This window comes from Corynebacterium sp. HMSC06D04, from assembly GCF_001807315.1.
GTDB classification, from domain to species: Bacteria; Actinomycetota; Actinomycetes; order Mycobacteriales; family Mycobacteriaceae; genus Corynebacterium; species Corynebacterium simulans.
Map to the genome: position 1 here is coordinate 188890 of NZ_KV788559.1, position 21673 is coordinate 210562.

The 21673-nt window shown below is 59.7% G+C and carries 20 protein-coding genes and 1 pseudogene; 9 read left to right on the plus strand and 12 right to left on the minus strand.

Annotation, left to right across the window (positions count from 1 at the left end; translation table 11 throughout):
• Positions 1–20 precede the first annotated feature (20 nt).
• The 3 genes from HMPREF3155_RS10570 to HMPREF3155_RS10580 all read left to right on the plus strand — a co-directional run bounded on the left by HMPREF3155_RS10570 (position 21) and on the right by HMPREF3155_RS10580 (position 3214).
• A complete protein-coding gene (locus tag HMPREF3155_RS10570) occupies positions 21–1382 on the plus strand; it encodes a 3'-5' exonuclease (RefSeq protein ID WP_061923389.1) in 1362 nt (453 codons plus the stop codon).
• A gap of 94 nt (positions 1383–1476) precedes the next feature.
• Positions 1477–2142: a hypothetical protein gene (locus tag HMPREF3155_RS10575; RefSeq protein ID WP_070433285.1), complete on the plus strand. Its 666-nt coding sequence runs from the start codon at positions 1477–1479 to the stop codon at positions 2140–2142.
• A gap of 46 nt (positions 2143–2188) precedes the next feature.
• Positions 2189–3214 carry a GTP pyrophosphokinase gene (locus HMPREF3155_RS10580; RefSeq protein ID WP_061923395.1) on the plus strand — a complete coding sequence of 342 codons (1026 nt, stop codon included), beginning with the start codon at positions 2189–2191 and terminating at the stop codon, positions 3212–3214.
• Here HMPREF3155_RS10580 and HMPREF3155_RS10585 read toward each other — a convergent pair.
• The 4 genes from HMPREF3155_RS10585 to ilvA are packed head-to-tail and all read right to left on the minus strand — an operon-like array spanning position 3211 to position 5827.
• Positions 3211–3597 carry an RNA-binding S4 domain-containing protein gene (locus HMPREF3155_RS10585; protein ID WP_061923398.1) on the minus strand — a complete coding sequence of 129 codons (387 nt, stop codon included), beginning with the start codon at positions 3595–3597 and terminating at the stop codon, positions 3211–3213. The two genes, HMPREF3155_RS10580 and HMPREF3155_RS10585, sit on opposite strands and share 4 nt — an antisense overlap.
• A gap of 14 nt (positions 3598–3611) precedes the next feature.
• The gene (locus HMPREF3155_RS10590) at positions 3612–3848 is read right to left on the minus strand and encodes a hypothetical protein (RefSeq protein ID WP_061923691.1); all 237 of its coding nucleotides are present in this window, start codon (positions 3846–3848) and stop codon (positions 3612–3614) included.
• 38 nt (positions 3849–3886) lie between these two features.
• Positions 3887–4528 (minus strand): YigZ family protein, encoded by a 642-nt coding sequence (locus tag HMPREF3155_RS10595; protein WP_061923401.1) that lies wholly within the window; start codon positions 4526–4528, stop codon positions 3887–3889.
• Between the two features lie 15 nt (positions 4529–4543).
• Positions 4544–5827, minus strand: a complete 1284-nt coding sequence (gene ilvA, locus HMPREF3155_RS10600; RefSeq protein ID WP_061923404.1) for a threonine ammonia-lyase IlvA — start codon at positions 5825–5827, stop codon at positions 4544–4546.
• Positions 5828–6090: 263 nt separating this feature from the next.
• Here ilvA and HMPREF3155_RS10605 point away from each other — a divergent pair, with 263 nt between their 5' ends.
• Positions 6091–7965, plus strand: a complete 1875-nt coding sequence (locus tag HMPREF3155_RS10605) for a choice-of-anchor I family protein (protein WP_070433286.1) — start codon at positions 6091–6093, stop codon at positions 7963–7965.
• Between the two features lie 101 nt (positions 7966–8066).
• Positions 8067–8567, plus strand: coding sequence for a hypothetical protein (locus tag HMPREF3155_RS10610; RefSeq protein ID WP_061923410.1), 501 nt, complete (start codon positions 8067–8069; stop codon positions 8565–8567).
• Between the two features lie 86 nt (positions 8568–8653).
• Here the strand turns inward: HMPREF3155_RS10610 and HMPREF3155_RS10615 are convergent.
• Positions 8654–9690 (minus strand): annotated as a pseudogene (locus tag HMPREF3155_RS10615) (cobalamin-independent methionine synthase II family protein).
• A 130-nt stretch (positions 9691–9820) separates the two neighbouring features.
• The gene (gene dnaE / locus HMPREF3155_RS10620; protein ID WP_070433287.1) at positions 9821–13393 is read right to left on the minus strand and encodes a DNA polymerase III subunit alpha; all 3573 of its coding nucleotides are present in this window, start codon (positions 13391–13393) and stop codon (positions 9821–9823) included.
• Positions 13394–13493: 100 nt separating this feature from the next.
• Between dnaE and rarD the strand changes: the two genes are divergently transcribed.
• Complete coding sequence (gene rarD / locus HMPREF3155_RS10625) at positions 13494–14360, plus strand: EamA family transporter RarD (protein WP_062038271.1); 867 nt, start codon at positions 13494–13496, stop codon at positions 14358–14360.
• On the opposite strand, the gene HMPREF3155_RS10630 is transcribed toward rarD, so the two are convergent.
• The 4 genes from HMPREF3155_RS10630 to lspA all read right to left on the minus strand — a co-directional run bounded on the left by HMPREF3155_RS10630 (position 14357) and on the right by lspA (position 16701).
• Entirely contained in the window at positions 14357–14620 is a 264-nt protein-coding gene (locus HMPREF3155_RS10630; RefSeq protein WP_070433288.1) for a permease, read from the minus strand. The two genes, rarD and HMPREF3155_RS10630, sit on opposite strands and share 4 nt — an antisense overlap.
• 74 nt (positions 14621–14694) lie before the next feature.
• Positions 14695–15270 carry a hypothetical protein gene (locus HMPREF3155_RS10635; protein WP_062043989.1) on the minus strand — a complete coding sequence of 192 codons (576 nt, stop codon included), beginning with the start codon at positions 15268–15270 and terminating at the stop codon, positions 14695–14697.
• A complete protein-coding gene (locus HMPREF3155_RS10640) occupies positions 15267–16190 on the minus strand; it encodes an RluA family pseudouridine synthase (RefSeq protein ID WP_062038263.1) in 924 nt (307 codons plus the stop codon). The genes HMPREF3155_RS10635 and HMPREF3155_RS10640 overlap by 4 nt, the downstream gene beginning before the upstream one ends.
• Positions 16174–16701 carry a signal peptidase II gene (lspA, locus tag HMPREF3155_RS10645; RefSeq protein WP_061923430.1) on the minus strand — a complete coding sequence of 176 codons (528 nt, stop codon included), beginning with the start codon at positions 16699–16701 and terminating at the stop codon, positions 16174–16176. Before lspA ends, HMPREF3155_RS10640 begins: the two co-directional genes overlap by 17 nt.
• A 33-nt stretch (positions 16702–16734) precedes the next feature.
• Between lspA and HMPREF3155_RS10650 the strand changes: the two genes are divergently transcribed.
• Complete coding sequence (locus HMPREF3155_RS10650) at positions 16735–17694, plus strand: hypothetical protein (protein ID WP_062038261.1); 960 nt, start codon at positions 16735–16737, stop codon at positions 17692–17694.
• 48 nt (positions 17695–17742) lie between these two features.
• On the opposite strand, the gene HMPREF3155_RS10655 is transcribed toward HMPREF3155_RS10650, so the two are convergent.
• Positions 17743–18321 carry a WKL family lipoprotein gene (locus HMPREF3155_RS10655; protein ID WP_070433289.1) on the minus strand — a complete coding sequence of 193 codons (579 nt, stop codon included), beginning with the start codon at positions 18319–18321 and terminating at the stop codon, positions 17743–17745.
• A gap of 168 nt (positions 18322–18489) precedes the next feature.
• Here HMPREF3155_RS10655 and HMPREF3155_RS10660 point away from each other — a divergent pair, with 168 nt between their 5' ends.
• On the plus strand, positions 18490–19407 hold the full coding sequence (locus HMPREF3155_RS10660) for an asparaginase (RefSeq protein WP_070433290.1): 918 nt from the start codon (positions 18490–18492) through the stop codon (positions 19405–19407).
• A 2-nt stretch (positions 19408–19409) separates the two neighbouring features.
• Here HMPREF3155_RS10660 and HMPREF3155_RS10665 read toward each other — a convergent pair whose 3' ends face one another.
• Positions 19410–20837 (minus strand): DNA polymerase IV, encoded by a 1428-nt coding sequence (locus tag HMPREF3155_RS10665; protein WP_070433314.1) that lies wholly within the window; start codon positions 20835–20837, stop codon positions 19410–19412.
• A gap of 168 nt (positions 20838–21005) precedes the next feature.
• Between HMPREF3155_RS10665 and HMPREF3155_RS10670 the strand changes: the two genes are divergently transcribed.
• Positions 21006–21647, plus strand: coding sequence for a GntR family transcriptional regulator (locus HMPREF3155_RS10670; RefSeq protein ID WP_061923442.1), 642 nt, complete (start codon positions 21006–21008; stop codon positions 21645–21647).
• The last annotated feature ends 26 nt before the right edge of the window (positions 21648–21673 follow it).

A 21673-nucleotide genomic window follows, 5' to 3' on the forward strand; every position in this document is an offset into this window, starting at 1 on the left:
TTTCCCCGGAAAGGTAGTTCGTGTCTTTTCACGCCCACGCCACCCGCATCGATGTCACGAATAAGGAGCTTATTTTCCAAGCTTCTTTGCTTTCTGCTTGCCTGGGCAAGGCTAAACAGGAGCAGGTTGCGCTAAGCGACGTCACCGATGTCACCGTCTGCGCCCCCACCGCGGCGGGCTTTGGATACGTGGAATTAGGCGGCGTCGGCAAGCGCATTGCCTTTGCCCCCAATCAGGACGCGGCGGCTTTCGCGCGTGCGGTCGAGGCTGCGCTGCGCGGTGAGGCGCCGGCGGAGGCGGCCTCGGTCAGCGGGCTGAACTTCACCGCCGTTGATGTGGAAACCGCCAACGATGATTGGGGTTCGGTGTGCCAGATTGGTGCGGTGCGTTTCCGCGATGGGCAGGAAACCGAATCCCGCACTTGGCTGTGTACTCCCCCGCCGGGCCTTGAGAAGTTCGCCGATATCAACATCTCGATCCACGGCATTAAGCCTGCCGACGTCGAGGGTGCCCAGCCTTTTGCAGAGGCCGCGGCGGAACTTTTTGAGTTCATGGACGGCGATGTTTTAGTCGCGCATAACGCACAGTTCGATTCCACCGCTTTGCGTCAGGGCCTGCTGAAGGCTGGCGGTTCGATTCCGGAGATCACTTTGGCATGTTCGCTAGCACTGGCTCGCGATGCCTCTTCTGCCGGCGTTATCGATGTGGTCAACCACAAGCTGCCCACGGTGGCGGCATTCTGTGGTGCCGATGACTTCCAACACCACGAGGCAACTGCCGACGCCCGCGCAGCCGGCGTCATCGTCGCGGACCTTGCGCGGCGCTTTGGGCACGTGGGCTCGGTGGATGAGCTCTTCCGTTCCCGCGAATTTAGCCTCGGCAAGTTGGATAAAGAGGCAATTCTGCCGGTACTGCGCGCGCATACCGCGCCTACCTCTGCGGCCGACCTTGGCGCTGGCACGGACTTCCGCGACAAGACCCGTAAGTCGGGTACTAAGACCGACGCAAAGGCCGGCGGAAAGGAAAAGAAGTCCGGCCGCGGACCCGCTCCGTGGCAGTCGGTAGCCACACCGGATACCATTCCGGACCCGAACCTCGATGCGGATCCGGAGGGCGCGCTTTTTGGCCAGAACGTGACTCTGACCGGTGACTTTGAGCCTTTCGATAAAGGTCTGCTCTGGAAGGGCATCGCTGAGCGCGGCGGCAAGATTGGAAAGAACGTCACCAAGAAGACCACCATCCTGGTCCTCGGCGAGTGGGCGACGAAGACCTCGAAGGAAAAACGCGCCGAAGAGCTCATCGAAAAAGGCCAGGACATCGCGTTGTGGCCGGCGTCGAAGCTGCTGGAAGAACTCCAGCTCAACGAGCAGCCGCCTTTTTAAAAACTCTCCTACTCCGTTGGGAACCGATGGCGGGAAATGGCAGTCCAATTAGTGCAGAAAGTGAAATATTCGTCCTGCGGGGAGGACACACGCCATGACCACTGCCATTGCGCCGGAAAAGTTTGAGTCGCTAGATTTCGAGGCCATCGCCCTAGCGGGGTTGCTGCCGGCCCTAGCGCGCCGGAAGGACTTTTCGGGCGCTACTTTGACGGACCAGGGCTTTGGCGATACTCCCGCTGGAGTGCAGCTCTCCCGCCAGCTTTCGGTGCTATTCCTTCAGCGCGACGAGTTCGCAGACACCTCCGCGCACGCTCCGCGGGCTTTTGTTTCGCATCGCACTATCAGCGGTTTCGGCTTGAGCACCCGCCGCGCGTGGGACTTGGCGGCAGCGAACCTGCAAAGGCGCGCTCTTACTGCCCAAGGACTGCGCTTTCGCACCCGTTGCGCGGCGGAGATTCTGCCGGGCTGCGAGGAAGGCATTCAAATCCAGGCCCGCGGCGCCGAGGCTAGTGCGTGGTTGGCGCATCCGCAGACTTTCAGCATCATGGACTCGCACCTGCGCCGCTTAACCCATGCAACAGCTCGGCAGACGTTGTACTACCTGGTTCCGGATCCCGCCACGGTGGTGGCCTTGCATGACTCGCCGCTAAAGCGCGTCCGGCACTGGTCACGGCGCTTAAACGAGCAAAGGCGCCTGCGCGGTGCGGTTCTTGCGCCCGAACCACTATTATGGGCTAACGGATTTCCTCTAGAAGCTTAGGGGAATAAACGCGTGCTTAAGCAAAAAGTCAGGAGGTCGGTGCGGGGTGAAGGAATCCGCCATCTCTCGGTTGAGCAACCAGTATCACGAGTGGGTTCGCCGGCATCCACGAGCAGAAGCAGACTTCAACGAGGCCATCGAGGACCTGCTTAACGACGCCGGCGTTATCTTCGACCGCGCCTCCGCCCGCGTCAAGCGCTGGCCATCGCTAAAAGCCAAGGCCAAAAAGCGCCACGCAAACGGCGAGCTTTATTACCCCAGACCCTGGGAAGACATCCACGACGTTCTCGGCGTGCGCATTACGGTCTTCCACTCCACCGCTATCCCCCAGGCGCTCGAGGTCTTGGGCGATTCCTTTGCGGTGGTGCGCTCGGTGGATAAGGCCGCAGAGACCCGCATTTCCGGCGGTTTTGGCTACGGCTCCCACCATTTAGTGCTGCGCGTGACCAACGCGATTGAAGAGCTCGCAGAGTACGAAGGCTGGACCTTTGAGGTACAAATACGCACCGCGCTGCAGCATGCGTGGGCAGAGTTCGAGCACGATATCCGCTATAAGCAAGGCACTGCGGCTCCTTCCGCGCAGGTTGACCGCCTCTTTACCTTGGCCGCCGGGCTTATCGAGCTGGCGGACCAGCAATTCGATCAGATTGCTGCGCTGAAAGATCCTTCCACGGATACCAGCGAAGACGTAGAGCTTTCCGCCGAGACCCTGCCCGGTGTCTTGGCTGTGTTGATGGGCGGGCGCTTCCCGCGCTCGCGTTCGGAGCACTACCGCTTCCTAGCAGAGATTTTGGAGCTCAACGGTGTGACCACAATGAGCCAATTGAAGTCGCTGCTGAATGCAGGTGACATCGCCTTCGTACACGACGCCATCAACTACCGCTTCCGCCCCGGCCAGGTGCGCCTCATCGACGACCTGCTGCTTAATAAATTTGGCAAGCAGCACGTGGAGGCCACTGCCCTTGCAGGAGACCGCAAAGACCGCAAGCGCCGCCTCAATGGCCGCTACAAAGCGCTGCAGAATTACCGCGCGCACTCCTCAAAGACGGAGAAAAAAGAGGCCAATAACTAGCGGAAGCCGCCGCGGAACTTTTCCATCTGGCGGCGTTCCTTCTTGGTAGGCCTGCCCGCGCCGCGCTCGCGGACTGGAACCGAAGGCATGAACTCCTTCGGCGGTGGCGGCGGCGCATGGTCGATGTAACACGCACGAGCCACCGGCGCTCCGACGCGCTTTGCCACGGTGGCTAGGACTTCCAAGTCATGCTCGTGGTGATTGCGCCAGATACGTACGCGATCTCCCGGAACCACCTGCTGGGCAGGCTTTACCGCATTGCCGTTGAGCTTTACGTGCCCCGCCTTCACCGCCTCAGCAGCCTCCGAGCGCGTCTTTGCCATGCGCACAGACCACACCCAGGCGTCGATACGGACGGGTTTTGAGTCAGGTTGGATCGGCATCTAAGCCTTCGGGTCTAGTAATTGTGGTTTTCGTTGACGATCTTTTGCACCTTGCGCCAGTTATAGGCACCGCCAACCACGGCGACGATAAGGCCCAAGGTCATAAAGACCCAGAAACCAGACAAGGCCCACCCAAGCAGCACGCCACCAGCAACGCCGCCGACCACGCTAACTACTCCGTTCCGGGAGTACTTACGAACCTGCTGCTTCTTCAGCTCGATCGGATTGTTGGGGCGTCGTTGCATAGTCATGGCGGCCATTCTAGCGCAGCGCCGACTTTCCCTCGCCCCTAGGCGCCAAGCTCCACCCAGGCGGTGCCGGCTTCGCTAGATTCCACCTCGCCCTGGGAAAGTGCGGCGAGCGTGGCATCCAAGTCTTCCCTGCCGCCGGGCTCGATAGCCAGAGTAAAGGTCACCGCCGCACCATATGCGGTATCAGTAATCTCATAACCACGATTGCGCAGCTCCGCTTCCACGCGGCCGGCCTGGGCATGGCTGAATTCGGCGGTATATAGCTCCCGCAGCGCCCGCGTGCTGCGCTCGACCAATTCGAGCGCCTCGCTGACCGAACCGCCATAAGCATGAACGAGCCCGCCCGCGCCCAACTTCACGCCACCGAAGTAGCGCACGACTACGGCACAGATATCCAGCATTCCCGAGCCTTTCAGCACGTCAAGCATGGGTTTTCCGGCTGTGCCGGAAGGCTCGCCGTCGTCTGAGGAACGCTCCACTGGGTTGGCTTCGTCAACGTGGTAGATATACGCCGAGCAATGGTGGCGGGCATCAGGGAAGCGTTCGCGCGCGGCGTCGATAAACGCACGCGCCTCACTCTCACAGGTCACTCGATCCACGAGCGTGATAAAGCGCGAGTGCTTAATCTCGATCTCATTTTCAATCTCGCCCGGAACGGGCCGTTCATAGCTGGTCAACACTGCGTGTCAGTCTACCTATGCCACCAGAAAGTCATATTCGGCAGTGCCTGGATGCAGCTGTTGGACGTGAATCTTGGAACTTTCCATGCGCTCAAGCAGTCCGTTCAGGTCCTCTGCACGCCCCAGCTCAAGTCCCACCAAGGCAGCCCCAGTCTCACGATTGTTTCGCTTCAAGTACTCAAACAGCGTGATGTCATCATCCGGGCCCAAAATATCCTGCAGGAAATGTCGCAGCTGGCCTGGTTCCTGCGGGAAATTAACCAAGAAGTAGTGCTTCAAGCCGCGATGCACCAGCGAGCGCTCCATGATTTCGGCATAGCGCAAGACGTCATTGTTACCGCCGGATATCACGCACACCACCACGCTGCCTGGCGCTAACTCCAGCTCGCGCAGACCTGCCACCGAAAGCGCGCCGGCGGGCTCGGCAATGATGCCCTCGTTCTGATACAACCCCAGCAGCTCGGTGCACACAGCGCCTTCAGAAACGCTGTCCCAGCGCACGCGCTGCCTATTTGCCTGCAGGATCTGAAAAGGCAACACCCCTACTCGTTTAACTGCAGCGCCGTCGACGAAGGGATCAACGCTTTCCAAGGTCACCGGCTCGCCTGCCGCGAATGCCGCGCTAAGCGACGCCGCGCCCTGCGGCTCAATTCCCACCACCTGGGTGCGCGGGGACATGTCTGCAAGATAAGAGGTAATTCCGGAGATCAGCCCTCCCCCGCCGACGGGAACCACCATGGTATCCAGGGACTTGCCCTGTGCTGACAGTTGCGCAAGCACCTCGGCAGCGACGGTGCCTTGCCCCGTAACGGTGTCACGCGCGTCGAAGGGCTCGATGAAAATGGCGCCGTGCTCGGCGGCGTCGGCATGCGCGGCTGCGGCGGCCTCATCGAACGTGGAACCGGTGACCACCAGCTCCACCATGTCTGCCCCATGTACCTTAATGCGGTCGCGTTTTTGCTTCGGAGTAGGTTCTGGGACGAAGATTTTTCCTCGAATGCCCATCGAACGGCAAGCATAAGCTACGCCTTGCGCATGGTTTCCGGCCGAAGCTGTCACGATGCCGAGACGGCGCTGCTCCGCCGAAAGGTTTGAGATGCCATACAGCGCGCCGCGGATTTTATAAGAGCGCACGTCTTGCAGGTCTTCGCGCTTGAGATAAACTTCAGCGCCTATTTCTTGGGAAAGGCGCGGGCAATAGTGCAGGGGTGTGGGAGAAATTTCCGAGCTAATTCTCGCCTGTGCCATCTGAATATCGGAGGCATGGATCGGTGAATAAGCAGCGGAAGTTTCAGTCATGCGCCAAGTTTAGCGTGTCCGCTACCCCGCGGGATGCGATTATCTAATAATCGACCGGTTTATGGGAAGTTCACTCAGAACTTTCTGGAGAGTTAGCTGAAGTTAGCATGCGGATAACTTTCTCCAGCGAAGGTATTCGATGGTTTTCGCTGCGTTTTCTTGCACGAATTATCTCTCTTTCCTACTCTCTTCCTACTTTCTTCAAGGAATTCACAACTTATGTCTCAAGCTCCCCGTTTTCTCTCCGCCGGCGCGCCACCGCAATGTGTGCGGCCCTTGTGACCAGTTTTTCGCTGGTTAGCCCCGCGCATGGCGCCATCGTGGCGAAACCGGTAGAAGAATCTGCCGCCGACGCCGGAATCAAACTCACCCCGCTGGGCACCTACGAGTCCGGGGTGCATGGCGAATCGGCCGCGGAAATCGTGGCCTTCCACGCCGCTTCCCAGCGCATCCTGACCATCAACGCGGTATCGGGTGAGGTCGATATCCTGGATGCTTCCGACGCCGCGCACCCGCGCAAGGTTTCTACCGTCTCCGCTGGCGGCGACAAGGAAATCAACTCCGTCGCCGTCCGCCCTGATGGCCTTGCCGTCGCAGCTGTTCAGCAACAAGACAAGACCGAGCAGGGCGAGGCTCTCTTCTTTGACGTCAACTCGGGCGAGGAGTTGGGGCGTATCACCGTCGGAGCACTGCCGGATAACGTACACATCACTGCTGATGGCGCTTACGCTCTGCTTGCCAATGAGGGCGAGCCTTCTAACGAGCTCAACGCAGCTGGCGATGACTACCTAAGCGATCCGGAGGGTTCCATCTCCGTCATCGCGCTGCCGCAGGATGTCGCAGCGCCGACGCAGGCAGATGCTCGCATCGCTGATTTCCGAGCTTTTGATAACACCCCGCTTCCCGCAGGCGTGCGCGTGTTTGGCCCGGAGGCACACGATGCTAAGCCTTCCATCGACTTCGAGCCGGAGTACATCACCTCCGCCGAGGGCAAGGCCTACGTGAGCCTGCAGGAAGCAAATGCCATTGCGGTCGTTGATATCGAATCAGCAAGCGTGGAAAAAATTCTGCCTGCCCACATCGCTGACCACTCCCAAGTAGCCCTCGATACCTCCAACAAAGATGACGCCGCTGAGCTGCGCACCCTGGGGGTTAAGGGCTTGTCGATGCCGGATTCTATCGGCGCTTTCCAAACCAACGGTCAAACCTATTTCGCCACCGCAAACGAGGGCGACGCCCGCGAGTGGGGCATCGATGAGAAAGATGGCGGCACGGGTGTCTACTCCGAGGAGGCCAAGCTGAAGGACCTCATTGAGGCAGGAAAGGTATGTGAGGGCGCGCTTGGCGACGCCAACCTCGACGAGCTTGCCAGCAAGAAAGTCGCCGGCAACCTGAAGGTCACCACGGCTTCCGGCTGGAATGCGGACAAAGAATGCTTCGATACGGTCTATAGCTTTGGCAGCCGTTCCTTTTCTATCTACGACGCCGCCGGCAATGTTGTATTCGATTCTGGCTCCGAGTTCGAGAAAATCAGCGCCAAACTGCATGCCGAAGGCGTCTTAAACCACAACGCCGACAATGAGTCTGCGGAGTTTGATGATCGCTCTGACAATAAGGGCCCGGAACCAGAGGCACTTGCTGTTGGCAAGGTTGACGACAGGACCTACGCATTCATCGGCGCCGAGCGCCTCGGCGGCATCTTTGTCTACGACGTCACCGACCCCACAAATGCTAAGTTCACCACCTACGTCAACAACCGTGACTTCAGCACCGATGAATTTTCCCAGGCCGGCGACCTAGGCCCTGAGGGCTTTGCGTTCGTGGACAAGAAGGACTCCCCAACCGGGCGTTACATGCTTATCGTCGGCAATGAGGTCTCCGGCACGACCACCACCTACGACATCGAAGACCTCACCTCGGCAGACGATCCCGCGCGCGCCTCTTCCGGGGCTTCGTCGCAAGGTTCTTCCCTGAGCTCGACCGGAAGCTCCGTGCATGGCTCCTCCGTGGGCGCGGCGCTGAGCATCTTCGCTTTAATCGCAGCGGTGGTGGGCGTGGCCTTCACGCCGGGCCTACGTGACCAGGTTCTCGGCTTCCTGCCTGGACATCTGCGCTCTGAACTGGAAAAATTCTTCTAGTAAAATTTTAGGCTCTTGATTCGCGCGAGCTTGCTACGGTAGATGAGTTATTAATTGCCTTCACTGGCTCCCGCGCCACACTCCAAGGAGAACTAATTCTCATGCGTCTTTCCACCACCATGGTCGCAGCTTGCGCCACCGGTCTCGCTCTCATCACCCCTGTCGCCGCAAACGCCGCTCCAGCTGCTCCCACGCCAGAACTATCCGCTGAATGCCAGGCCCAGGTAGATAAGGCTGTTCAGGACCACAAGGATGCTGTTGAGGCCGGCACCGCGGGTTCTTCTTTCATGGGCCCACAGGAGCTGCTCAAGGGAATCCTCAGCGGCTACGGTTCCTCCGGCATGCCGGCAACCCCGCCATGCGTTGCTGCAGAAAAGGACGCCGCCGCTAAGGCCAAGGAAGAGGAAAATTGGTCAAAGATGCCGGAGTGGGCACAGTCCGCTCGCCCATCTGAGGAGACCAAGGAAGTCTTCGCTTGGGTCTCCATCGCCCTGACCGGCGTCGCTACGGTTGTCCAGGTCCTCGCAATGGTTGCTAAGGCTAACCCGGCCATCCTCGAGCCGGTCAAGCAGATGCTGCGCAACGCAGGCGTCAAGTTCTAAAACCTTAAAGAAGCGGCACGCGCTCCTCACTTTCGCGGGGTAGGGCGCGTGCCGCTTTTCGTATGTGGAAGACCTATTCAGAAGGACTAGAACAGTTCGCGGGTGGCGAGCTCGGCGCCATCGACAAGCGCTTGTAGCTTTGCCCACGCAATCTGATAGTGCAGACGCCCACCCAGGCCGCAGTCAGTCGAGGCCACGACGTTTTCCGGGCCTACCAGCTCGGCAAACTTGATGATGCGATCGGCCACGAGCTGCGGGTGCTCCACCGCATTGGTGGAATGCGAAACCACGCCCGGGTAGATGACGGTTCCCTCCGGCAGCTTGTGGTCCTGCCACACGCGCCACTCGTGGGCATGGCGCGGCGAAGCGCCCTCGAAGGAGAAACCACCGACCTTGGCCTGCAGAATCTCTTCGATGATGTCACCGAACGGGATGTCGGTGACATGCGGTCCATGCCACGATCCCCAGCAGATGTGCAAGCGGGTCTGCTCGCGCGGGATGTCCTTGATGGACTCGTTGAGCACCGCGATGCGCTCATGCAGGAAAGCCTGGAAGTCAGCCACTGACGGCTCCGGCACCACGCTATCCCAGGCCTCTGCCAGGTCAGGGGCATCGAACTGAACAGTCAGACCAGCATCGGTGATGGCCTTGTACTCCGCTTTCAGGGCCTCACCGCAGGCGCGGACCAGGTCGATGTCTTCCTCATAGAACTTGTTGGGAAGGCGCGCCGCCGAGCCCGGCGACAATGCCGCCACGAAGCCGTTGCTGGCCCCTGCCTTGCTCATCGCCTGCTTCAGCAAAGAAACATCCGCATCCACCTGGTCATGGCCAATGTAGGTCACGGGACCGGTGAACTCTGGGTTCGCCACCTTCTTGCGACCGGTAAAAATGCCCGAGTCAGGGTCGTTATAGGCCTCCGCGAAAAGCGCTCGGTCACGGCGATCCTTCATCGAAGAAAGGCGAATCTTACCTGGCGCTTTACGACGTCGTCTACCGAGCGCTCCAGGATCTCGTGAAAGGCTTCGTCGCTAATTTCTCCGGCAGAACGCTGAAGGTTAGCCTCCAGCAGTTCCTCCGTACGCGGCAGCGAACCCACGTGGGTAGTGCGAATCTTGTTGACCATAAGTGCGTGTACCTCCGATTTTTCACTTCTAGACTGTGCTGTCTAGATTAACCGAAGGCTCCACGCGCGTTAAGGCTTTTGGCGCTTTAGATTCACCTGCTAAGTTCACCCATTAAAGTCACGCGGCCGTCTAGCCCAGAATTCCGGCACCCATCGTGGCCTTCAAGTCACCCATCAGGTTGCCCGAACGCTCCACGCGCAGGTGTTCGCCAAGGACCATCATGGTGGACTCCGCGCCGTCGACAAGCGTTAAGTACACATCCGACTCGCCCTTGTTGTTGACCAGCACCTGCTTGAGCTTGGCGATGTTTTCCATCGTGCACTGATCCGTGCGCATGGTAAGGCGCAGCGGCAGGCCCGCTCCCCCACCTGGCCCCAAATCCGGCACCCGGATATCGGAGCAGAACAGGGACATACGCTCGTCACGAATTTTGACCTGTACTTTGGCCAAAATGATGTTGTCTTCCGCAATCTGCGGGGCCACCAGCGAATAGACCTGGTTGAATACCAGAATATCCACCTGCGCGCCGTTGTGGTCTTCCATATTCACGATCGCCCACGGAGAGCCATCACGCTTGGAAAAGCGCCTGTCAACGCCCGAGATGATGCCGCCGATGACCAGCTCCTGGCCGTTTTGAACCTCGCCGGAGAGAATCTTCGGCAGTGGCGTATCCGTCTGCGACTCAAGTGCTTCCTCGAAACCGTCCAGCGGATGGCCGGAGACGTAAAGACCCAGCATCTCTCGCTCCAGGGCGAGCTCATGCTTGCGCTCCCAGTTGTCGTCCGGGATATCAATGGCGAAGGCAGAAGCCACTTCAGATTGCTCATCGCCGCCGAAGCCAGCAAAAAGGTCGAACTGCCCCTTGTCCGCTGCCTTCTTCGTGGTCTGCACGGCATCGACTGCATCCTCGTGGATGAGCATCAAGCCCTTGCGCGGGTGCTCCATGGAATCGAAGGCGCCGGCCTTGATGAGCGATTCCGTCACGCGCTTGGTACAAGCGGTCAGCTCAATCTTGTCGAGGTAATCCGAAAAAGAGGTATATGCGCCCTTTTCCTTGCGGGTCTTGACGATGGACTCCACCACTTCCGAGCCGACGTTACGGATAGCGCCCATGCCGAAGCGAATATCCTCACCGACCGCCTGGAAGTTCTCCACAGACTCGTTGACGTCGGGCGAAAGCACCTTGATGCCAAGGTGGCGGCAATCGGAAAGATAGATAGCGGACTTATCTTTCTTATCGCCCACCGAGGTCAGCAGCGCTGCCATGTACTCCGGCGCGTAGTAGGCCTTGAGATACGCGGTCCAGAAGGAAACCAGGCCGTAGCCTGCGGCGTGGGACTTGTTAAACGCGTAGGAAGCGAAGGGCTCAATCGTGCCCCACAGCGCATCCATGGCGTCCTTGGAGTAGCCGTTTTCCTGCATGCCGCCCCAGAACTTGTCGTACTGCTGGGCCAGGACTTCTGGCTTCTTCTTACCCATGGCCTTGCGGAAGCCATCTGCCTCACCAGCGGTGTAATTGGCTACCTTCTGGGAGATACGCATGATCTGCTCCTGGTAGACGATAAGACCATAGGTCTCATCGAGGATCTCACGCAGCGGCTCCTCCAGCTCGGGGTGAATCGGCGTGATTTCCTTGCGGCCGTTCTTGCGGTCCGCATAGTCCCAGTGTGCGTTAACGCCCATCGGGCCCGGGCGGTATAGCGCCAGCGACGCGACGATGTCTTTAAAGCCCGTCGGTTTCATGCGCTTAAGCAGCTCCTGCATGCCGCCGGAGTCCAGCTGGAACACGCCCAGGGTCTCGCCGCGGGAAAGCAGCTCGTATACCTTTGACACGTTAGGGTCGTCGGCGTGGATTTCCTCCAGTTGGATTTCCTCGCCGCGGTTTTTCTTGATGTTTTCTAGGCAATCGCCGATGACTGTGAGGTTTCGCAGTCCCAGGAAGTCCATCTTCAGCAGGCCAATGGCCTCGCATGCCGGGTAATCCCAGCCGGTAATATACGCGCCGTCGGCAGGCCTTTGCCACATCGGAATGTGGTCCATCAGGCGCACGGACGCCATAATCACCGCACAAGCGTGCACACCGGCCTGGCGGACGACGCCCTCGAGACCACGCGCGGTCTCATAAATCTTCTTGACGTCCGGGTCCGTCTCAATCATCTGCCGGACCTCGGTGGCCTCTGAGTAGCGCTCGTGCTCCGGGTCCATGATGCCCGATAGCGGAATGTCCTTCGCCATGATGGCAGGCGGCAGCGCGCCGTTGATGCGGTCAGCCATCTGGAAGCCTGGCTGGCCAAAGTGCACTTTCGCGGAGTCCTTGATGGCCTGCTTGGTCTTCACGGTGCCGAAGGTAATCACCTGCGCGACCTTGTCCTCGCCCCAACGATCGGCGGCGTACTGAATCATCTCGCCACGGCGGCGGTCGTCGAAGTCGATATCAATATCCGGTGCGGATGGACGCTCCGGGTTGAGGAATCGCTCGAAGAGGAGGTCGTGCTCAATTGGGTCAATATTCGTGATGGTAAGCGCGTAAGCCACCAGCGCACCTGCCGCGGAACCACGCCCCGGCCCCACGCGAATGCCCACGGATCGCGCATGCTTGATGAGCTCGGCCACGATGAGGAAGTAGGAAGGATAACCCTTCATATCGATGACGCTGATTTCATACTCAGCGCGCTTCACGTACTCCTCCGGCACCTCCTTGCCCGGGAAGCGATCCTGCAGGCCCTCCATCACCTCGTGGGTCAGCCAGGAAGTTGGCGTGTGACCTTCCGGCACGTCCGCAATCGGCATGCGGTCGTGGGTATGCTCCTCCCAAATCTCGCCGTAGTCCTGTACGCGTTCGGCGATCCACAGGGTGTTATCGCAGCCGTCTGGAATCATGTCATCCCAGATCTCACGCATCTGCGCTGCGGATTTGATGTAGTAACCGGTGCCGTCAAACTTGAAGCGATCCGGGTCCATGAAGGTCTTGCCGGTCTGCACACACAGCATTGCCTCATGCGAGGGCGCCTGGCTTTCCAGCACGTAGTGGCAGTCATTGGTAACAAGCGGCGGCAGGTCCAGTTTGCGGCCGATTTCCAACAGGCCGTCACGCGTGCGCTTCTCGATGTCGAGCCCGTGGTCCATGAGCTCCAAGAAGAAGTTATCCTTGCCATAGATGTCCTGCCACATCGCGGCAGCCTCCAGCGCCTCGTCGAACTGGCCTAAGCGCAGGCGAGTCTGGACGTCGCCAGACGGGCAGCCGGTGGTGGCGATGATGCCTTCTGCATGCTCTGCGATGAGCTCGGCATCCATACGCGGCCACTTACCCAATTGGCCCTCATAAGAAGCCAGCGAGGAAAGCTTGAACAGGTTTTTCAGGCCCGTCGCGTTTTCCGCCAGCATGGTTTGGTGCAGGTAAGCACCCGATGCGGAGACGTCGTCGCGCTTTTGATCAGGAGTGCCCCACAGCACGCGCTTTTTGTTAAAGCGGGACTCCGGCGCCATGTAGGCCTCAATGCCGATGATGGGTTTCACACCCGCGCTGGTCATCCTCTTATAGAAAGCGTTAGAGCCATACATATTGCCGTGGTCGGTCATGCCCACGGCCGGCATCTCCTGGCGCACCACCTCATCGGCGAGCATGTCCACCTTGGCCATGCCGTCCAACATCGAGAACTCGGTGTGATTGTGAAGGTGAACAAAGGAGGAGTTTTTCGCCATGCGGGTTAGTTTAGCGGGCGCGTCAAACCCCGACGCCGCGCCGAAAATACTGACAAGAATTCTTCGCAGTTTCGGCTGCCAACGAGTACATTATTTCCCGATGATTTACACCATTGCTGCCTATCTCATGTGGGGCTTCTTCCCCGCTTTCTTCCCGCTTTTGCTGCCAGCGAGCCCGCTGGAGATTCTGGCGCACCGCATCGTGTGGACTGCCGTGCTGGTTACCGGTTTCCTTTTCCTCACCGGCGGTTGGCGCGAGTTACGGGCGTTTAGCGCACGCACGTGGGGATGGATGCTCGCGTGTGGTGTGGCCATTACGGTCAACTGGGGCACTTACGTCATTGCGATTAACTCCGGGCATGTTGCCGACGCCGCGCTGGGCTACTTCATCAACCCGCTTGTTTCGGTGGCGCTCGGCATCATCTTCTTGAAGGAAACGCTCAACAAGGCGCAGGCGGCATCGGTTGGAGTGGCCTTCATCGCCGTTATCTGGCTGACGTTTATGACCGGCCAGGCACCGTATATCTCCCTGGCTTTGGCGTTTAGCTTTGGCATCTACGGCCTTATGAAAAAGCGCATCCACGTCTCCTCTACTGGTTCGGTGGCGGCGGAGACCATCGCGATGCTGCCGGTGGCAATCGGCTATCTGGTCTGGCTAACCTTCCAAGGCCAATCCACATTTGCCAGCGAAGGCCCCAGCCACATTGTGCTTCTGATTGCCTCCGGCCTGATCACCGCTTTGCCGCTGCTGTGCTTTGCCAAGGGCGCCAAACAGCTACCGCTGGCCACAGTGGGCATGCTGCAGTACATGACCCCTATCATGCAGATGCTCTGGGCACTGTTTGTCAATCACGAGCACATGTCCACCGCCCGCTGGATTGGCTTTGGCATCATCTGGGTGGCGGTTATCATCTACCTCGCGGATCTGGTCCGCACGCGCCGCGCTTCCCGACGCCGCGCCCGCTAACGCATCTCTTTCCGCGCTGCCTTTGCTCGGCGGCGCCTTTCTTTTTCTTCCCGCGCATCAAGCGCCCAGCGCGGCATCTGAAAAATCATAAACAAGCAATAGACGGCCACGAAGGCACAGATGCCAATCGAAAGCGGCTCACCGGAAGTAAAAAACAGAAACACCAGCCCAATAAGACAGAACACCAGCCCCACCCACACGGCAATATAGGCAAAGCGGTAGTTCGGCATCCAGGCGCTGGTATCGGCAAAAATGCGCATCTTTATCCTCTTCTGTGTTCCTTCTTCCGGTTCTTTTGCGAGCCCTTTCGCGAGAGCCCGTGCTTGAGCATGCACTAGTACTGCAAGGAATTTAGGGGCCGGACGCCAAAGCTGCCCCAGGCGGCGTCGGCAGGCGCGGGTTCTACTGCAGCAACCAACTCGTTACCGGCAATCTCGCGCAGGCTATCGCCATCAGCCCAGACGATGACCGCATCCACCTTCGACGGCACATTCGCTTGGCCTACTCCCGCATAGGAATCGCGCAGGCGCTTTATCTCCGTATCGATAACGCCAGCGCGGTCTGCTCCTGCAGTAGGCTCCGGCACTGCCAAAGGTGCCGCCATCCCTAAGATGATGGCGCTCATGCGCGGGGCCGGCTGCGCCAGAGCGGCGACCTGCTGCGAGTTCAATGACTCGTCAAAGCTGACCAACGCATATGACGGTTCATCGGCAGCAGCAAGCGCATCTGCCGCCCGCGCTATGTATTCCTCCCGCGACTCATTATCGGGGCCTAGCTGATCCCCCTGCAGAGCCACCGTCGACTTGGTACCGAAAAGCCCAAAGCACAGCAGGATGAATAGAACAAACATTACTGCCATAACGCCCGCTGCTATCCGACGCCGCCGATAAATCTCCGGTGGATGCCTCATCCGCGTAGTTCCTCCAGCGCAAAGCGCAGATCATCCGGATACGGCGCCGACACCTCGAAGTACTTGCCCGTTCCCGGGTGGGCAAAGCCCAACGTCACCGCATGCAGCCACTGCCTAACCAGCCGCAGGCGCTTGGCCAGGTTCGGATCGCAGCCATACATGGGATCGCCCACGCAGGGATGCCCCGTTGCCGCCATGTGCACGCGAATCTGGTGGGTGCGCCCAGTTTCTAGGTGTACCTCGAGCAGGCTGGCCTCGCGAAAGGCTTCAAGTAGCTTGTAGTGGGTCACGGCGTGCTTGCCATCGTCTACCACCGCAAACTTCCAGCCGGAGGAGGGATGGCGGCCAATCGGCGCATCGATGGTTCCCACAATCGGGTCCGGGAGGCCCTGGACCACCGCGTGATAGGTCTTGGTCACGGTGCGTTCTTTAAACGCTGCCTTCAGCTGCGAATAGGCGCGCTCACTTGCGGCCACCACCATCACGCCCGAGGTGCCGACGTCAAGGCGGTGGACGATGCCCTTGCGTTCGGTAGGCCCCGCGTCGGCAAGCTGGTAGCCCGCCGCGCGCAAACCGCCGATGACCGTGGGGCCTTCCCAGCCCAGCGTCGGATGCGCTGCCACGCCCACCGGCTTGTGCACGCAGATGACATCGTCATCGGCATAGAGCACATCCATGCCCTCGACGAGTTCTTCCTTCGGAATCAGCGGCTCCTCCGGCGCGGGCATCATGACGTCAATCCAGCCGCCTGCCTCCAAGCGGTCGGACTTGGCTACCGCAGCACCGTCCATCTCGACGTCGCCAGCCATGCACAAATCCGCAGCCTTTGCCCGGGAGATACCGATGAGCTTGGCCAAGGCGGCGTCGGCACGCATGCCCTCGAGGCCTTCTGGAATCGGAAGTCTACGACTCTCGCGCATCGCCACCTGCCTTTTCTGCTTGCTTCTTTGTATCTTCCAGCAACATCGCCACAATGAATACCACTACGCCGCAGGTAATCGAGGCATCCGCCAGATTAAATACTGCGAACCGTCCCACGGAGATGTAATCCACTACATGACCAAACCAAAAGCCCGGCTCGCGGAAGAGTCGGTCGATGAGGTTACCCAGCGCGCCGCCGGCGATCATGGCTAAGCTCACGGCCTGCCATTTGTCCTTCATCCGCGGCGCCGCGATAGCCACGCCCACGACGAATGCCAGCTGAATGGTAGTAAACAGCCAAGTACTGCCCTCGCCGCCCATAGAAAAGGCCGCGCCGGGGTTAAACAGAAGGTAGAAGCGGAACCATCCGCCGATAATATTCATCGGCTCCCCCTCAGTGAGGATGGACAGCATTATTTGCTTTACTGCTTGGTCAATGACGGCCACCGCGGTAACTACCGCGGCCATCAGCCCAACGAAACTCCTTCTTTTTTGACTCACCCAAGTCATTCTAAACACCCGCTTCCGGTAATTTGGAATGCTGTGTTCCGTGTTAAAGCTTTAGCCACCGTTTCTGTCCTCGCGCTCGCCGCCTCACCGCTTAGCGCCTGCTCCTATGAAAAGCCTGCGCCAACCGTTGAGCAGCCGGTGGGCCTGCCAATCGACGCCCCGCGCATCACCGTCGAATCCGCAGGCAGCGGAGAAAAGCGGGTGCTTTCCTACCACGACATCGATGCCGAGCAGAAAGTCACCTATTCCGTAACCGAGGGCTTTAGCCAGGACCTGATGAAGTCTTCTGCGGCCAAGGACTTCAATGCCTCCAAGATTAAGGCGGCCACCACGACGCTGCCGCTAGAGGCCAGCGTCGATGAGGCTACCGAGAACGTCGAGGGCCAGCTGCCTGCTACCCGCAACGTTTTTGCCACCAGCGGCACGCCGGAATACTCCGGGGATGCTGATGCTTCCTCCGGCGAGGGATTCCAGTTTGGCTGGCGTGCCGAGGACTCGGGCCAGATGTCTTCGCTGCGCTTGGCCGCGCCGCAAGACGGCACCGACGAGGCCCGCGGCATTACTGAACAGGCCATCATGAAGCTGACTTCCCTACCTGTAGTCTTCCCGGACGAGGAAATCGGCAAGGGCGCAAAGTGGTCAGTGGAATCCCGCGTGGCCGGCGAGTCCACGTTGCTACAAACCGCAACTTATACGCTGGATGAGCAGGACGGCGACGTCGTCAAGCTCAGTGTTTCTGTAAAGCAGCGCCCATCCCTGGGCGCGCTGTCTTTCGAAGGGCAAGCCGCGGGCACGGAGCTGGCTGATAAAGAGCTCAAGGTCATGGACTCCACAACCGATTCCTCTGGCCAGCTGACCGTGGACCTATCGCAGCCGCTGCCAACCGACGGCGAGGTGGCCATCGACACCAAAATCACCTACGGCGCCGACTCCTCCGACCTGCGCGTGGTGCAGTCCACCACCACAGATCTGAAGTTCTCCCCAGCTAAGTAGTTCCCGGCTTCGAGTTTTAGCTCTTCTTTTCTAGCGCTTGTTCGCTTGTTACTGCGCCGGCTGCTCGGCCGGAGCGCTTTCTGCCGGCGCACCTGCAGCGCCGCCTGCGGTATCCGCGCACATCGGCGGGACTTGCTCTGGCGGCACGATGTTGGAAACCAAGATGCAGGCCCAGTTCTTCGACAGCTTCCAGTCGCCGTTTTCGAAGACAAACTCAACCTGGTCTGCGGTCTGGCCCTGGCCATCCGGGGTAGAGAAGTTAACGGTAGCCAGCGCGGATTCTGGGCTGTAGCCCGGCAGCACTGGGTCGACGACCTCAAAAACTGCGCCGGACTCTGCCTGGGAGGCTGCCATGACGTCGAAAAGCTCTGGCGCCTCCTCGGAGCCTTGCACGGTCTTGGTCTTTTCCTCGACCGGCACGTTCGGGTCGGTGGCCTTGGTCAGGATGGCGTTGAGGGCAGCTGCATCCGGAATCTCAGTGGAGGCAATTGAGGTCTCCTCTGCACTCGAGGACTTCTCAGCAGATGATGGTTTAGCCTTGTCAGCTTCATCGGAAGAAGAGCAGGCAGCCAAAGCGGTAGCAGCACTAACGGCCATGAGAGCGGCCCCGAGCTTGGTGAACTTCACTTTTTCTCCTCACGTTGGGTGGCGCGACTTCGCATCTTAGCGCACGATAATTGTCGCTTTTCTTCACACCACATTACCCACGCCACTTCCATTTCCGTGCGCCCCGCGCCCACCAACACCATCTTTTTCGCTACTAATACCCCGCCGCTAATCGCTAGGGTGGAGTCCATGACTATCGCGCTTATCGCCACCGGCGGCACCATCGCCTGCACCGCGGCCGCGGACGGCTCGCTCATTCCAACAGTCACCGGCCAGGAACTGGCCCGTAGCCTTTCGGCAGACATTGAAGTCATCGAATTCCGCCAACTCGACTCCAGCTCCATCACCTTGGCGGATCTCGATGAGCTGCTCGGCACCGTCCACGTGCAACTCACCCGCACCGACATCGACGGCATCCTCATCACCCATGGCACGGATTCCATGGAAGAAACCGCCATGGCGCTTTCCATTTTTGATCCGGGCACAAAGCCCGTTGTTCTCACAGGCGCGCAGCGGTCTTTCGATCATCCCGGAGGCGACGGTCCGCGCAACCTCCACGACAGCCTGCGCCTCATCGAGCAAGGAACCCCCGGTGTTTATATCCAGTTCGGAGGCATGACCATCCCGGCGCGCGGGGCACGCAAGAACCACACCTTTCATCTCAACGGCTTTGAATCGATGCCCGTTGGCGAATCCAATCTCTTTCCCCTACCGCTTGCCCCACTCGCACCACACCCGGTTGCCATCCTTGCCGCGTACCCCGGCGCTGACGCCACGCTTGTCGACGCCGCCATTCCCCACTTTTCGGGCCTCGTCATCGAGGCGCTCGGTTCCGGAAACATGGGCGAAGGTATGGGCGAAGGCGTAGCGCGCGCACTCGAAGCAGGCCTTCCCGTTGCCATCAGCACCCGCGTGCCCTACGGCACTACTTCCCTCGCCTACGGCGGCTCCGGGGGGGGTGCAACGCTTGCCGATAAAGGCGCGGTTAGTGCTGGCGCTTTCCGCCCCGGTCAAGCGCGAATCCTTCTCGCCGCCGCCCTCGCCACCGGCACTCCCGTCTCCGAAGTTTTCGCCGCCAAAGCAGCGCCGAAACAATACTCGCGCTAGCTTTACACAGCGCCTGACTCAGTGCCTGGTTCAGCATCCGGATCAGCGTCCTGCACAAACCACTCCGGCCATGCCAAAGAATCAAGTGGGTCCCCGGGAATTAGATCCGGATCATCAGCAGCAAAGGATTTGGTGCGGCCGGGGCCTGTCGCACGCGTTTCAAACCGCACGCTGACCACACCGTGACCGGCGCCCTGAATCCAGCCGTGGCCATAATCGGGATGATAAACGTCTTGCGTTGCCCGCCACGTGCTATCGGGTTCGTCCTCGATGCTTACTTCCACGCGCCCCTCATCAAGTGCGTTGTCCGAAACTCCGGCCTCGTAGTCATCGTCCGCTTTACTCGGCGGGCGCACCACCACGCGGTCCAGCTCAGGAAAGAGTACGTCTTGGCGCGCGGCCTCCAAGCCCGAATAGCTCACGCCCACCAAACGAATCGGGCCAAGCTCATCGGGATAGCGCGCGAGCTTGAATGCCGTTGCTTTTAAGGTTTCCACATCATCCGTGGCATAAGGAAGCGTGGCCGAGCGCGATTCGATGTGGAAATCTGCCATCCGCAGTTTGACGGAGACGGTGCGGGCACCGCGGCCGTCGCGAAGCAAGCGCCGATGCGCGCCCTCCGCCGCCCTCACAATCGCAGCGTCTACCTCCGCTACCGTGAGCAAATCCTTAGGATAGGTATGCTCCGTGGAAATCTGCTTGGCCACTGCGCGCGGGGCCACCGCCCTGTCGTCGATGCCTTGAGCGAGCTTCCACAAACCCACACCAATCGTCGCGCCTAAAGAAATCTCCACTTCTTTTTGCGACATCGCCGCCAGCTGCCCGATGGTCTCCACACCGATAGCCGCGAGCTTCGTCCTCGTTACAGGCCCTACGCCCCACAGCTTTCCCACCGGCATGGGGTGGAGAATCTCCAACTGTTTTTCTGCTGGAATCACAAACGTGCCGTCCGGCTTCGCCTCCCCAGAACCAATCTTGGCAAATTGCTTACCCGAACCCGCCCCAATCGAACTCGGCAGGCCAGTCTCCGCACGAATCAGCTCCCGCAGGTTATCTGCCCATTCTTTTACTTCTTCTGGGCTCGCGCCGATCAAAGCTTCAGGCTCCATAAAGGCCTCATCAACGGAAAGCTGCTCTATAACTCCCACGTGTTCCGCGAGAATCTTAAACACTCTTTTCGACGCCGCCGAGTACACCACGTGCCGCGGCTGCACCACCACTCCGCGCAGACCAACCAGCTGCTGGGCGCGGAAAGTGGGCATAGCTGAGTGGGCGCCGAACGCGCGGGCCTCATAGGATGCGCCCGCCACGACGCCGCGCCCGCCGACGCCCGCGACCAACACCGGGCGCCCACGCAAAGTGGGCCGGGTCAGCTGCTCGACGGACGCGAAAAAAGCGTCCATGTCGATGTGTAAAACCCAGCGTTGCATGCGCCCCATTTTAGAACATGCGTCCTAAATGTCATGCACTGCCCAGCTTTCTAGCATGGAAAACACGCGAAAAGTCTCGCAGATCTCATAAAGCACGAAGGTGATCACCGCCTCACGAATAGCACGATTTTTTAGACAACGCCCGTGGCTTGTATGCAAGATGAATGCATGTCAAATGCAAGCACACCAGCCGCCGAGCGCGCCTATGAATGGGTCAAGCGTGCAATCATCGAAGGTGACATTGCCGAATCCGAGATGCTCTCCGAGGCAGTCATCGCCTCAGAGCTCGGGATGAGCAGGACTCCCATGCGCGAGGCCTTCCTCCGCTTGGAAGTTGAGGGCTTTTTGAAGCTCTATCCCAAACGCGGCGCGCTGGTGGTCCCGATCAGCCCGCGCGAGATTCGCGAGGTCTACGAGGCGCGCCTGCTTGTCGACGCCCACTCCGCCCGCCATATCTGCGCCCTCCCCGCCGCAGAGCGCGCCGTCATTGCTGATCGCCTCGATGCGACCATCGCGGAACAAGACGCCGCGCTCAACGCCGGTGACCTGCGCACATACGCCCACCTCGATGCGCGTTTCCACCAAACCATCATGGACAACGGCGGCAATAGCCTGCTTGCCCATCTCGGTCACACGCTGCGCGAGCGTCAGCAGCGCTTCACAGCCACGGCAATTGGCCGCAATGTGGAGCGAGCGCGTGGCTTCGTCGCCCAGCACCGCCTGCTTGCCGAAGCCCTCCGCCACGGCAACTACTCCACCTACCTCACCGAACTCGAAGACCACCTGACTACTTCTAGGAATCAACTGTGAGCACTCAAACCTCAACATCCACATCG

What these genes read in the sequence shown, in the direction of transcription:
- rarD (WP_062038271.1), top strand. Translation starts at nt 13,494, where the DNA reads ATGATTTACACCATTGCTGCCTATCTCATGTGGGGCTTCTTCCCCGCT.
- HMPREF3155_RS10575 (WP_070433285.1), top strand. Translation starts at nt 1,477, where the DNA reads ATGACCACTGCCATTGCGCCGGAAAAGTTTGAGTCGCTAGATTTCGAG.
- HMPREF3155_RS10640 (WP_062038263.1), bottom strand. Translation starts at nt 16,190, where the DNA reads ATGCGCGAGAGTCGTAGACTTCCGATTCCAGAAGGCCTCGAGGGCATG.
- HMPREF3155_RS10670 (WP_061923442.1), top strand. Translation starts at nt 21,006, where the DNA reads ATGTCAAATGCAAGCACACCAGCCGCCGAGCGCGCCTATGAATGGGTC.
- lspA (WP_061923430.1), bottom strand. Translation starts at nt 16,701, where the DNA reads ATGACTTGGGTGAGTCAAAAAAGAAGGAGTTTCGTTGGGCTGATGGCC.
- HMPREF3155_RS10630 (WP_070433288.1), bottom strand. Translation starts at nt 14,620, where the DNA reads ATGCGCATTTTTGCCGATACCAGCGCCTGGATGCCGAACTACCGCTTT.
- HMPREF3155_RS10590 (WP_061923691.1), bottom strand. Translation starts at nt 3,848, where the DNA reads ATGACTATGCAACGACGCCCCAACAATCCGATCGAGCTGAAGAAGCAG.
- HMPREF3155_RS10660 (WP_070433290.1), top strand. Translation starts at nt 18,490, where the DNA reads ATGACTATCGCGCTTATCGCCACCGGCGGCACCATCGCCTGCACCGCG.
- HMPREF3155_RS10635 (WP_062043989.1), bottom strand. Translation starts at nt 15,270, where the DNA reads ATGAGGCATCCACCGGAGATTTATCGGCGGCGTCGGATAGCAGCGGGC.
- HMPREF3155_RS10610 (WP_061923410.1), top strand. Translation starts at nt 8,067, where the DNA reads ATGCGTCTTTCCACCACCATGGTCGCAGCTTGCGCCACCGGTCTCGCT.
- HMPREF3155_RS10665 (WP_070433314.1), bottom strand. Translation starts at nt 20,837, where the DNA reads ATGCAACGCTGGGTTTTACACATCGACATGGACGCTTTTTTCGCGTCC.
- HMPREF3155_RS10585 (WP_061923398.1), bottom strand. Translation starts at nt 3,597, where the DNA reads ATGCCGATCCAACCTGACTCAAAACCCGTCCGTATCGACGCCTGGGTG.
- dnaE (WP_070433287.1), bottom strand. Translation starts at nt 13,393, where the DNA reads ATGGCGAAAAACTCCTCCTTTGTTCACCTTCACAATCACACCGAGTTC.
- ilvA (WP_061923404.1), bottom strand. Translation starts at nt 5,827, where the DNA reads ATGACTGAAACTTCCGCTGCTTATTCACCGATCCATGCCTCCGATATT.
- HMPREF3155_RS10605 (WP_070433286.1), top strand. Translation starts at nt 6,091, where the DNA reads ATGTGTGCGGCCCTTGTGACCAGTTTTTCGCTGGTTAGCCCCGCGCAT.